Annotated in this window: 10 protein-coding genes; 4 read left to right on the top strand and 6 right to left on the bottom strand. The window is 63.2% G+C overall.

The genetic code is table 11. The features are described 5' to 3' along the window. Positions 1-34 precede the first annotated feature (34 nt). Positions 35-469 carry a PaaI family thioesterase gene (locus B8746_RS15035; protein ID WP_084394525.1) on the top strand — a complete coding sequence of 145 codons (435 nt, stop codon included), beginning with the start codon at positions 35-37 and terminating at the stop codon, positions 467-469. Between the two features lie 5 nt (positions 470-474). Further along, a complete protein-coding gene (locus tag B8746_RS15030; RefSeq protein ID WP_233124363.1) occupies positions 475-1,455 on the top strand; it encodes an alpha/beta fold hydrolase in 981 nt (326 codons plus the stop codon). Between the two features lie 51 nt (positions 1,456-1,506). Here the strand turns inward: B8746_RS15030 and B8746_RS15025 are convergent, their stop codons facing one another. Together B8746_RS15025 and B8746_RS15020 are read right to left on the bottom strand one after the other, a co-directional pair. Then, the gene (locus B8746_RS15025) at positions 1,507-1,998 is read right to left on the bottom strand and encodes a GNAT family N-acetyltransferase (protein WP_084394524.1); all 492 of its coding nucleotides are present in this window, start codon (positions 1,996-1,998) and stop codon (positions 1,507-1,509) included. 716 nt (positions 1,999-2,714) lie between these two features. Continuing rightward, a complete protein-coding gene (locus B8746_RS15020; protein ID WP_143434621.1) occupies positions 2,715-3,095 on the bottom strand; it encodes a hypothetical protein in 381 nt (126 codons plus the stop codon). Between the two features lie 211 nt (positions 3,096-3,306). Between B8746_RS15020 and B8746_RS15015 the strand changes: the two genes are divergently transcribed. Further along, the gene (locus tag B8746_RS15015) at positions 3,307-4,455 is read left to right on the top strand and encodes a DNA cytosine methyltransferase (RefSeq protein WP_084394522.1); all 1,149 of its coding nucleotides are present in this window, start codon (positions 3,307-3,309) and stop codon (positions 4,453-4,455) included. After that, on the top strand, positions 4,452-5,309 hold the full coding sequence (locus tag B8746_RS15010) for a hypothetical protein (RefSeq protein ID WP_084394521.1): 858 nt from the start codon (positions 4,452-4,454) through the stop codon (positions 5,307-5,309). The genes B8746_RS15015 and B8746_RS15010 overlap by 4 nt, the downstream gene beginning before the upstream one ends. Positions 5,310-5,699: 390 nt before the next feature. Here the strand turns inward: B8746_RS15010 and B8746_RS15005 are convergent, their stop codons facing one another. Genes B8746_RS15005 through B8746_RS14990 form a run of 4 tightly spaced genes read right to left on the bottom strand, consistent with a single transcriptional unit; the run spans position 5,700 to position 11,891 of the window. Beyond that, on the bottom strand, positions 5,700-7,739 hold the full coding sequence (locus B8746_RS15005; protein WP_084394520.1) for a hypothetical protein: 2,040 nt from the start codon (positions 7,737-7,739) through the stop codon (positions 5,700-5,702). After that, positions 7,736-10,582 (bottom strand): DUF4159 domain-containing protein, encoded by a 2,847-nt coding sequence (locus B8746_RS15000; RefSeq protein WP_084394519.1) that lies wholly within the window; start codon positions 10,580-10,582, stop codon positions 7,736-7,738. Before B8746_RS15000 ends, B8746_RS15005 begins: the two co-directional genes overlap by 4 nt. After that, on the bottom strand, positions 10,579-11,466 hold the full coding sequence (locus tag B8746_RS14995; protein WP_233124360.1) for a DUF58 domain-containing protein: 888 nt from the start codon (positions 11,464-11,466) through the stop codon (positions 10,579-10,581). The genes B8746_RS15000 and B8746_RS14995 overlap by 4 nt, the downstream gene beginning before the upstream one ends. Continuing rightward, positions 11,442-11,891: a hypothetical protein gene (locus tag B8746_RS14990; RefSeq protein ID WP_084394518.1), complete on the bottom strand. Its 450-nt coding sequence runs from the start codon at positions 11,889-11,891 to the stop codon at positions 11,442-11,444. The genes B8746_RS14995 and B8746_RS14990 overlap by 25 nt, the downstream gene beginning before the upstream one ends. Position 11,892 lies beyond the last annotated feature (1 nt).

Genomic DNA, 11,892 nt, shown 5'->3' with positions numbered 1-11,892 from the left:
TGGACCTCGCCGCATCGGGCACATCGCACATCCTATGACTGATGATTTTACGCGCTCGCAGAGCTTTGACGTTCCCGATGGTTTCGAGCTTCTTCCCTGGCATCGCGGCTTTGGCCGGCAGGTTGGTCCACTCTTTGAAAAGCGCGACGCAACGGGCCTGACCCGCGCCTTCCGTGTCGAGGAGCATCACACCAATGGGATGATGAACGCGCATGGCGGGATGATGATGACCTTTGCCGACATGTGCTGGGGCGGGGCCGTCGAGAAGGATGAGGATACCTGGTGGGTGACGATCCGGCTCCTCTGCGACTTCCTTTCCGGTGCCAAGCTTGGTGAGTGGGTGGAGGGAAGCGGCAAGGTGGTCGGCCGCGCTGACGACGTCTTCACCGTTGAGGGCCGCATCTGGTGCGGGGAGCGAACGCTGCTCACCGGCACCGGCGTCTTCAAGGTCATTGACCGGCGGAGCTGAGCAGCATGGCAGACGAAGCGACACCGCCGCGCGATCCGCGCAACATGGCGTCACAGCCAACCGACGACCAGCTGCCGCTGAAGGCCTATGGCGGCGCGAAGCCGCCCGCGCCGGACTGGTTCAATGAGGCCATTGCGACGCCTTATGAAAACCACCGCGTGACTGTGGACGGCGCAGACATTGTCTATCAGGCCTGGGGAGATCGCTCGCGTCCCGGCCTGCTCCTCGTTCATGGCAATGGCGCGCATTCGCACTGGTGGGACTTCATCGCGCCTTTCTTTGCCGAGGATTACCGGGTCATCGCGCCGAGCTTCTCCGGCATGGGCGACAGCGACTGGCGCGAGACCTATTCATTCGACAGCTTTGCAGATGAACTCATTGCCGTGGCCGAGCATGCGGGGCTGTTCGATCATGCTGAAAAGCCTGTCATGGTTGCGCACTCCTTCGGGGGCATGGTCGGTATCGTGGCGGCGACGAAGGCGGGCGAGCGCTTCAGGGGTGGCATCATCGTCGATACGCACATAGAGCCGCCGGGCGATGACAGGCCGGGCCCGCCGCGCCGAACGCGGCCCAACCGCATCTATCCGGGCCTGCCCGCCCTGCTTGAGCGCTTCCGCCTCGCGCCGCCCCAGCCCTGCGACAACCATTACGCCGTCGACTATATCGCCCGGCACAGCGTGAAGGAGACGGTGGACGAACACGGCACGCCGGGCCTGACCTGGAAGTTCGATCCGTTCATCTTCAACAAGCTCAGCCCGAGCTGGGACCAGCGCGATGAGCTGAGCTTCGATACGCGCTGCCCGATCGCCTTCATGCGGGGCGCCGAGTCGATCCTGATGACGCCGCGCACGACGGCCTATATGCAGACGCTGCAGGACCCGCCCATCCCTGTGGTGACGGTGCCGGAGGCGCATCATCATGTCATGCTGGACCAGCCGCTGGCCTTTGTTTCGGCGGTGCGGGGGATGCTGCTCGGATGGCCTTAGGCGCCGTCCGATAGCCGTCCGAAAACAGTCCAGAAACCGTCCAGAAATCGTCTATCGCGCGGTGACCAGCCCTTCGAGCTGGGAGGCATCGCCTGCAAGGTCGCGGACCATCACCCGCGTCTGGTCCTGCGGGCCGGGAAATCTCAGCTTCCCGCGCGGGGTGACGACAAAGCCGATCTCGCCAAAATAGGCCGGCGCGCCGATCAGCACCGCCGCGGGCCAGCCCGCCGCCTTGCCGGCCTCCAGCGCCTCGCCGGTGATGGTGAGCCCCAGCCGGTCGCCCCGGTGCGAGCGTGCCACGGCAACCGGGCCATAGAACAGCGCCTTCATCCTGGCCGGGCCAACCACGAGCGGCCAGACGCGGCACACACCGACCACCTCTCCATCCAGCACGGCGACGCGGTTCACCTCCGGGATGGAGGCCGAATATTCGCGTAGCCGCTCGGCCGTCTTTGCGAAGTGGCCGGGGCCGAAGGTGCTGTCGAAGAGGTCTTCAATGGCCTCGGCGTGCAGCTCCGGCGTCTCGGGGATGATTTGCAACATGCGGGGCGGATTAGGGCGGTACGGGGGTAGATGCAATGGTCATTGCGCGTGCAGGGTGGCCGCGCTTTCCGGTGAAGGGGGGGAATGCGCAACGACGGATCGCTGGCGTCACACTCGATGAGCGCTCGCTCATCTGAGTGCCCAACTCCTTCCGGCGACGTGTACGCCTGCTGTGAGGGCAGGAGATGGACCCCCAGACCGCTGCGCGGTCGAGGGTGACGCAGCTTGGGGGGCGATCATGCCGGCTTTGATCCGGAATGAGCGGGGTTCTTTGACGCCGCTCACCATGAGGGGCGGGTCTCCATGATGGGAGAGCAGGTCCTGGCGCGCGGTCTGACCATGGGTCCCTGCCTTCGCAGGGACTGGCGGATGTTGGAGAAAGCATGCCGGTTGCTGGTGGGTGTCACGCAAGGCTTGATTGGCGTCATCCCGGCCGTAGCGGAGCGGAGGGCCGGGACCTGGGCCACGAGAGGCACTGGGTCCCGGACAAAGCCTGACGGCTTTTCCGGGATGACGATGAGAAGGGTCAGGGCGGCGGCTGGAGAGCAGGTACGAGAACAGGGCTTGGAGGGCAAAGGGAGGAGCGGGGGATATGGCGGGCAGCAGCAGCGCCCGCAGGCTCCGGTTCTGGAGTGCGGTGGGCGATTTATCTGGAAAGAAAGCCTTCATGGTGAGCGCCCTTCGACTTCGCTCACCATGAAGGAAACTGAAATGCGTCAGGGCGGCGGCAGGGCGAGCAGGGGGAGACAGGCAAGGCCGCTGGCGCCGCCCTTGAGGGCGAGGCTGGTGGCGGCGGTGAGTGTAAGGGCGGCGTGGACGTGGGCGCTTGCCAGACGCGCGCCAAGATGGGCGAGGAGGCTGGGCTCGAAGGCATGCTCCATGCGCGTCCAGGGCGTGCGGTCAAACCCGCCCGGCAGGGCGCATTTCGCGCGCTTTTCGGCCTCGGTCTCTTCCCAGGCCGAGATCCAGATGACGCCATCATCGCGCAGATGCCAGGTGATCCAGCTGCGACCCTCGGCCCGCGCTGTCTCGAAGGTGACATGCAGGCGGCCGAGATTATGGAACAGCACCCGCCAGTGCCGCACCGGCACCCGCATCAGACAGCTCCATATCATCGAGAGGGTCAGCTCCATGCGGCAGGGTTATAACCGGGAGCTGAGGGAGGGGGATGGAATTAATTTTCTTGCTGGTTGTAAAAAATACCAAAACACGCAGAGGGAGAAATAGTTCTTGAAATGTTCTTGTCCTGATTTATAGTTTTGACCTCAACAGTGAATCCAGATTCAATCGGCGCGGTTGGGAGCAAAAATGCTAAATTTCTACGAATTCTTTTGCGGCGGGGGAATGGCGAGAGCCGGTTTCGGTTCGAAATGGAACTGTGTTTTTGCAAACGATTTTGACATCAAGAAGTGTGAGACCTATCTCCGCAATTACCCAAACGATGGCACCTTGGTGCACGGTGATATACGTGATGTATCAACATCACAATTTTCAGAAACCGCAAACGTTGCTTGGGCATCCTTCCCTTGCCAGGACTTATCTTTGGCCGGAAGCGGAGCGGGTTTGAAAGGTGATCGCTCCGGCACGTTCTGGCCATTCTGGAAATTGATGTGCGATTTGACCGATGAGGGCCGTGCGCCTGAAATCATCGCGCTAGAGAACGTCGCTGGTACGCTGACGAGCCATGAAGGCAAAGATTTTGCCGCCATTTGTGATGCGTACCGGTCAATTGGGTATCAAGTGGGAGCCGTCGTAATTGACGCTTCATTGTTTGTGCCTCAGTCGCGTCCAAGACTCTTCGTTATTGGAGTGCGGCACAACGTCGATGTTCCGCAGAATTTAATACGCTCGGAACCTGACCCTCGGTTTCACACAAAGGCGCTACAGCGTGCCGTCGAAAGGCTACCAGCGGAATCCAAGAACAAATGGGTTTGGTGGAATCTTCCAAACCCGCCGGAAATGAAGGCTGACTTGAATTCCATTATTGAAGGTTCGCTTCAAAACTCAGAATGGTTTGATCAAACACAAACGGACAAGTTGCTGTCGATGATGTCCGAGAGAAACATTGCGAAGGTGCGTGCCTGCCAGGAAAGTGGAAAGCGGTGCGTTGGCACGGTCTACAAACGTACACGTCGAGACGAATTCGGTCGAAAAGTACAACGAGCAGAGGTCCGCTTTGATGGGGTTGCAGGTTGTCTCAGGACGCCGGCCGGCGGATCATCTCGCCAATTGGTTATAGTGGTGGACGGCGACGAAATAGGTATTCGACTGATTTCGGCTCGTGAAACTGCCCGGCTAATGGGACTGCCGGACAGTTACATTCTTCCAGAAAAGTACAATGAATCTTACCATCTAACTGGTGACGGCGTAGTAGTCCCAGTGGTTAATTTCTTGGTGAAGTCGATTTTTGAGGATACTTTACAACCCTATCTTTCTGCAGACAAAAAAGCTGCATGAAAATTATTCCTTGCCAGAGAAATGCATCACTAAAAGAGCAAATCGAAGAGTTTGCTGAAGTGCTAAAGACACAAGCCCACACATTGGGTTCTCACGGACTTTCTGAAGATGAGTTTTATCGGTCAGGATTATTCAGGGGCGCTATAGAGCGCGTGAGAGGCCAATTCTCGGCGACGATGCAGCCAAAACGTGAGTTCGTGCAGCATGTGCTGAACCACATGCAGGACGCAGGAACGATAAAAGGTTGGGAATCTGCGGGAGAAGCTAATCGGCATGATTACGTAGTGACGCTTTGCTCTGAGCGCGTTGCCGCGATTGAGCTGAAAGGATGTTTGGATGGAAATAACACCAACATTTTCGAGCGGCCTCCACATGCACAAGAATTTATTGTATGGAGCGTTTGCACCAATCCGGGAGCTGATCCTGAGCATAACGCTTGGTCGGGCGTTCATACGAGATTGAGTGCAGAGATTATCTCGCGGGAGCAGCGTGTCGACGGATTGATCATCTGGGATATGGTTTGCGGCACCGTCGGCAGACCTTGTCCAAAGCTAATTGCTGACCCGAATCGAAAGAATATGGTGGGTCCATTCTCATTGCCTCCACCATGCATTTATACATTTCCCGAAACGATCCCGTCTCCTCGAAACAACCCGAATGCGAAAGCGCAGTCTGTTGAAAATGTGGAGATCCTAGAAGCCTTTCGAAAGACGTTCGGTGCCTTTCAGAACGAGGTGGCAAGGGTAGATTTTGACGTAAAATACGAAGGTGCTGACACTGTAAGGCGGACTTCCGTAACATCTGGATCGGGTTTGAACAGAACCTCAGGCTGGACCGCGATCAAGCGCTCCTAGTTCAATACGCTAGCGTGTTGTGTGCTTTACCGCCCCTCACGCCGCCAGGCCAGCATCAGCAACAAGACGATCAGCGCCATCGCCAATATGCCCGGTAGGAGCGGCAGGCTGGTGGAGCTGCGGACGGCGTAGGCGCCTCTTTCGCGAAGACCGAGCAACGTAGGGCGGGTTGAACGCAGTGATACCCGCTATCCCAACCTGCCGGCTGGTTCAGTCGTTGTCACGGCGGGTATCGGCCTTCGGCCTCAACACCGCCCTACGATTGTTCGAATGATGGTTGCCGACATTGCGGAAGCTCAGTCGTTCCTACACTCTTGGCAAATATTTGCCCCAGGTGCAGCTGCAGCGGACTGTCCGCTTTCTGGATTTAAGCGGTCCTGGCCCCGCCCCCTAACGCCCCTCACGTCTCCAGGCCAGCATCAGCAACGCCACAATAAGCGCCATCGCCAGTATGCCCGGTAGGAGCGGCAGGCTGGTGGAGCTGCGGACGGCGTAGGCGCCTCTCTCGCGCAGGCCCAGCCAGTTCGTGCCCTCGGCACCGGCGCTGCGGCCGACGCGGCGGATGTCCGGCAGGCTGTCTGAGGGGCTGTCGACTTCATAGATTCCGCCGCCGGTGCGTTCCGCGAGCGGGGTGAGCACGTCAGGGGTCGCTTCGAGGGCGGCGTATTCCTTGGGGTTTACCGGTCCGTTCAGGGTGACGGCTTCGAGGCCACCAGAGCGCGCCCTGAAAAGCCCGAGCCGGTCAATCGGGGCTTCGGCGGCAAATTCGCCGGGGCCGACCGCCTGCCAGGCGGGCTCCATGGTGGTGCCGTCGGGCGTCTCGATGGTGAGCGGCGGGGCATTGTCCGACAGGGTGCGCAGCGTGGCGCGGACGGTGTCGCCCTGGGCTTCGAGGCGGAGCTGTCGCTCTTCCAGCTCAGGCTCTTTCATCAGCCAGTGGACCATGCGGCGGATCAGCTCTGCGAAGGGCCCGCCGCCATCATGTCCGCGCGCCCAGAGCCAGATCTGCCCGGAGAGGAGCTGTGCCACGCGGCCTTCGCCGACGCGGTCGACGACGAGGAGCGGGTCGCCATTCTCGGCGGTCATGAGGACGTCGCCGGCTTCGGCGGTGGCGCCAATGTAACGCACCCAGCCGCCCCATGAGCGGCCATCGAGGGCTTCGGTGACGGTGTGGCGGCGGCCTGTGTCAGAAAGCTCCGGCGTGAACTTGCCGACTTCTATCGTATTGGTCGGCAGCGCCGGGAGCACGCCTGCGAGCGGCGTATTGGCGAGGGAGGCGGGGCCGGCAAAATCCTCTCCCGCCGCAATCAGAAGCGCCCCGCCATCGGCAACATAGCGCGCCATATTAGCGAGGTAGGACATGGTGATGACGGTGCGGCGCTCATACTGGTCGAAGATGATGAGGTCGAACTCGTCCAGCTTTTCCTCGAACAGTTCATCGGTGGGGAAGGCGATGAGGGCCATCTCTTCCAGCGGGGTGATGTCCTGCTTGAAGGGGGGCCTGAGGATGGTGAAGTGGACGAGATCGACCGAGGGGTCGGATTTGAGGAGGTCACGCCAGACACGGCCGGCGGCATTCGGCTTGCCGGTGATGAGGAGGACGCGCAGACGGTCGCGCACGCCTGAGAGCGTGGCGGCGGTGCGGTTGTTGGCGAGGGTGAGCTCCTGCTCGCCGGGGGGCGTCTCGACGACGACGATATTGTCGCCGCGGCGCTCGATCTCGATTGGCATGGGCGTGTCGGTGCCGGTCTGGACGGTGATGCGCTGGGGCAGGCCGCCATTGACGGAGATGGAGACGGCGGCGGTGTCGGCTGCCGGGTCGTCAACGCGGACAATGAAGGGGGCGTTCTCGCCGACAATGCCGAAGTCAGGCGACTGGACGAGGGTGATGCGGCGGTCGCCTGAATCCGGGTCGCCGGTGATGACGGCGTGGACGGGGCCAAGGGCGGCAAGCGGGGAGAGGTCTTCCGGCACGTCGTGAACCTGGCCGTCGGTGACGAGGATGGAGCCGGCAATGCGGTCACGCGGGACGTCCGCCATCAGGCCTTCGAGGGCGGCAACAAGGTCTGTGCCGTCAGCGTTCGGGTCGGATTCGAGAAGGCGCAGCTCTAGCGAGGCGTCGGCGTCCATGCTCTCGCGGAAGGCGTCGAGGGCGCGGTCTGCGATGGCGGTGCGCTCGCCGAAGCTCATGCTTTCGGAGCGGTCGATGATGAGGGCTGCGACCGATGGCAGGGGCTCGCGCTCCTCGCGGACATAGGCGGGGTTCGACAGGGCGGCGGCGAGCACGGTGAAGGCGGCAAGGCGGGTGAGCCAGGCAGCGCCGCGCCATCTGAGATAGGCGGCAAAGCAGATGGCGACCACGGCAAGCAGGGCCCAGAGGACGGGCCAGCCAAGCAGCGGGTCGAAACTGATGCGTCCGGCTTCGGTCATTGCGGGCCCCCATCCTGGATGCGGGGGATGTCGTCAATGTTGAAGTCATCCTCGCCCTCATCGCCCTGTCCGAGGCGTTCGAGCAGGGCCGGGATGTGGACCTGGTCTTCCTTATAATTGCCGGTGAGGACGTACATGATGAGGTTGATGCCGAAGCGGCGGGCCATTTCGCGTTGCTCGTCGCCGCCATCGACGCTGTAGATCGGGCGGCCGCGCTCATCCACGGCCCAGGCGGCGAGATAGTCGGCGTCGCCAATGATCAGGCGCGAGACGCCGTCGCCGCGGCGCTCTGTCTTTTCGCCGATGCCGGAGGATTCGATCCAGAGGCGGCGGTTCTCATAGCGGCCGGGGAAACCGTCGAGCAGATAGAAGCTGCGGGTGAGGACATGGTCGGTGGGGACAGGCTCGAGCGGCGGGGTATCGAGGCCGGAAAGAACGCGTTCGAGATCTGCGAAATTGTTCGTGCTCGCCGCGTCGCCGCCCCTTCGGGTGTCGATGAAGAGGGCGCCGCCATTGCGCAGATAGTCATTGAGGCGGCGCACGGCATCGGCCGAGAGCGGCGCGGCGGCATCCGACAGGCCGATGAAGATGACGGGATAGACGTCGAGCGCGTCGGTTTCGGGGTTCACTTCATGCGGTTCGGCCGGTTCGACCGAGGTGCGCCGGTAGAGCATGAGGGAGAGACCGCGAAGGCCCGCCAGCGTGGCGCGGTCGACACTGGCATCGCCGGTCGGGATGTAGGCGAGGCGCATGTCGAGCGCGGCTTCGGTCGCCTTGTCGATCTCGCCCTTGACGTTGATGTCTGCGCCATAGCCGGGGCTGATGCCATAGCCATAGGGGCTTGGCCGGTAGGGCTGTTGGGCGTCGGCTGACGGGGCGGCGATGACGCCGAGGCTGGCGAGGGCGAGGACGCCGATGACGGCCTGGCTGGCGCGGCCGGGGAGCGGCAGGCGGCCTGCGATGGCGAGTGCGACGATAAGGTCGATGGCGAGGAGCAGTCCGGCAAGGCCGAGCAGCGGGCCGCCAAGGCGCAGGGATCTGGCCTCCGCGTCGCCAAGCAGGCGCGCACTGGCCGGCCAGTCTGTCATCAGCCTGATCGTGGCGCCGTCGCCGGCATTGATGGCGCGGGTGCCGGCGGGGCCGCGATAGAGGCCAGGCGGGTTGGCTTCACTTGGCGTGATGTCGGCAAAGTCTGCGGCGGCGACAGGTGTTGCGCTGGAATCGGGGCTGACGAGACGGCCATAGCCATTGAGGACGATATCCGGCGAATAGGTGCCTTCCGCGTCTGCGACCGCTTCACCGCGTCCGGCAGCGATGGCCCGGCGCAGCATCTCGACAAAGAGGCCAGAATAGGAAACGTCCGACCAGTCCGGCCCAGCGGTGACGTGGAAGAGGACGAGCATGCCCTGTCCGCGCGGGGCGGCAGTGACGAGGGGCGAGCCGTCTGTGAGGCGGGCCCAGGTGCGATTGGCCAGCTCCGGGTCAGGGCGGGCCAGCACCTGCTGGCGAATTTTGAGGTCTTCCGGCGCGCTGAGGCCAGCAAAGGGGGAGCCATCGGGAAAGCTTCCGATGGATTGCGGTTCTTCCCAGGTGAGGGCACCGCCAATGGCGCGTGATGAGCGGCGCAGCGGCGTCGGAACGAGGCTGTCGGACTGTGCGGCCATGCGGGGGCCTGCGAACCGGATGAGCGCGCCGCCTTTTTCGACCCATGCGGCGACGTCTGCCTCCACATCCGGGGAGAGACGGCCAATGTCAGTCATGATGATGGCGTCCGGATTGGCGGCGATGAGATCGACAATGTCGCCTTCCGTGATGCTGGCGAAGGGCTCAAGCGCCTTGCGGACATAGTGCATGTCCGACAGGAGCGGCTGGGCCGTGGCATCGCCTGAGACAAGACCGACGCGGCGCGAGCGGGCAGAGCTGTCCCAGAGCCAGACTGCGCCTGCGCCATCTGCGCCGGTGATCTGGAAGCGGGCAACGCGGGCAAGGGCGGCGGCCGGAATGTCGAAACCGGCAAGGGCGGTCGCATTGCCTTCGGTAAAGGCGGCCTGCGCCGTTCCGATCGCCGCGCCATCAAGGGTCAGGGCGGAGACGAAATAGGTCGCATCACTGGCAAGGGCAGCGCGGGTGAGTTCGACGCTCGCACCTTCTGCATCCGAGCTCAGCCCGGTAATCGCGACTGGGCCGCGCGGCGGGGCGGCGTAGATGCTGAGCGGGGCGCGGGCGGCAAGATCGCGCGCGAAGGGAATGGCGGTATCCGGTGTCAGTCCGTCCGTGATCCAGAAGATACGGCCCGGCTGCAGGCCCGAGGCGTCGAGGCGCTCCAGTGCATTGGCGCGGTCAACGTCCCAGCTGACCGGGTCGAGCGAGTTCACGCGCTGGGGAAGCTCAGTCTTGGAGAGGCGCTCGGCCGGATCGACGTTCAGGGTGCGGGGCGCAGTCAGCAGGAGGTGGGCGGGGGTGTTGCGTGCTTCGCCGTCAAGGGCGCTGGCAGCGACGGTGCGCATCTCGCTCCAGCGGGCGGCAGACGTCCAGCCATTGTCGAGTACGACGAGAACCGGGCCGGACGATTCCGATGCCGGGCTGGCGCCGGGGGCATAGACGGGCTGTGACAGGCCGATGATCGCCGCTGCTGCAGCCACGAGGCGCAAAAGCAGGATCCACCAGGGCGTGCGGGCCGGTTCTTCTTCCTGCGCGGTGTAATCATCGAGCAGGCGCAGCGATGGCAGGTCCGCCTCTTTCGGGGCCGGCGGCGTTGCACGCAAGATGTACCAGATCACCGGCAGGGCGATGAGGCCAATGAGCGCGAGCGGCGCGCCGAAGAGGAAGGGGCCGAGCATCATAGGCGCGCGCCAAAGGTTTCGAGAGCGGCCTTGAGGTCTGCGCCAAGCTTGAGCAGGTGATTGCCGGTGGAATGGCGCACCAGCTGCCAGCCGAAGCTCGCGGCGAGCTGTTCAAGCGCGGCGAAATGCTGGTCGAAGCGGGTGAGGTATTCATCGCGCACGGTTTCGGCGCGGCCGAAGATGCGGAAAAGCTGGGCTCCCGGCCGGGAAAATCGGGTGCGGCCCCGCCATGGGAAGTCTTCTTCCAGCGGATCGCTGACGGCAATCAGGATGCCTTCCTTTGACCGGGCGGCGAGGTTGGCGAGGCGATCGCGCCAGCTCTCGATCGGGTCATAGAAATCGCTGGCGATAACGAAGATGGCCTGCGATCTGGGCGGTGCCGGAAAATTGGCGCTGGAGGATTGTTTGAGGTCTTCGGCAAGACGTTCACCGGCGGCGCGGCCAAAGCTTGCGGGACGGCCGCTGCCGAGCACGCCGATACGCTCGCCCGCCTTGGAGAGCAGCAGGCCTGCGGCGAGCATGGCGATCCGGGCGGCGTCAGCCTTGGTGATGCGGCTGGCCTGACCGGTCCAGTTGAAGCTGCCGGACTGGTCGCACCAGAAGAGAACTGTGCGGGCAGTTTCAAGTTCGGTCTCTCGGACGAAAAGCTCGTCGCCGCGCGCGGACTTGCGCCAGTCAACACGCTGGGCGGCATCCTCATCCGCATAGTGGCGGTATTGCCAGAACTGCTCACCCGTGCCTGCACGCTTGCGGCCGGCTGCGCCGAGATGGGCAGCATCAGCGGCGCGGGCCTTGAGATTGAGACCGGGCAGGGAGCGGGCCAGAAGTTCGGCTTCAGCGCGGAGGGCGGCAAGATCCATCATGAAGCGATCTTTCCGGTGCATGCATGGGCGGCATCCAGCTTGGCCGACCACTGGTCGGGGTGCTCGTCCGCCTCGACCATTTCATTCTGGATCGCCTGCCGGGACAGGGCGGCTTCGGCCTCGATACCGCGCAGGAAGTCCACGGCGAGCGGCGTTTCATAGGTGAGGTCATCGCGCTTCAAGGCGACGCCCTCGCGCGCGGCCCAGGCGAGGACGATATCGGTTCGAGCCTCCACAAGCGTATCGGCGGCGAGGGCAATCTCGTCCGGTGTCAGCTCTACCCCATCGGCCTGAATGGCGATGGCTGCGACCTGAATCGCGCGATAGCAGGCGCCCATCTCATCGGCATCGGGCCCGCGCGTGGCTGGCGCGCACGCGCTCATTGCGCTGAGACCTGCCAGCCCGAGCGTTACCAGCCCTGTTCGCGTCTGGAGAGCCGGCTTCATC

It is taken from the genome of Henriciella pelagia (assembly GCF_002088945.1).
Lineage (GTDB): Bacteria > Pseudomonadota > Alphaproteobacteria > Caulobacterales > Hyphomonadaceae > Henriciella > Henriciella pelagia.
This window is presented reverse-complemented; position numbering and strand designations above follow the sequence as displayed.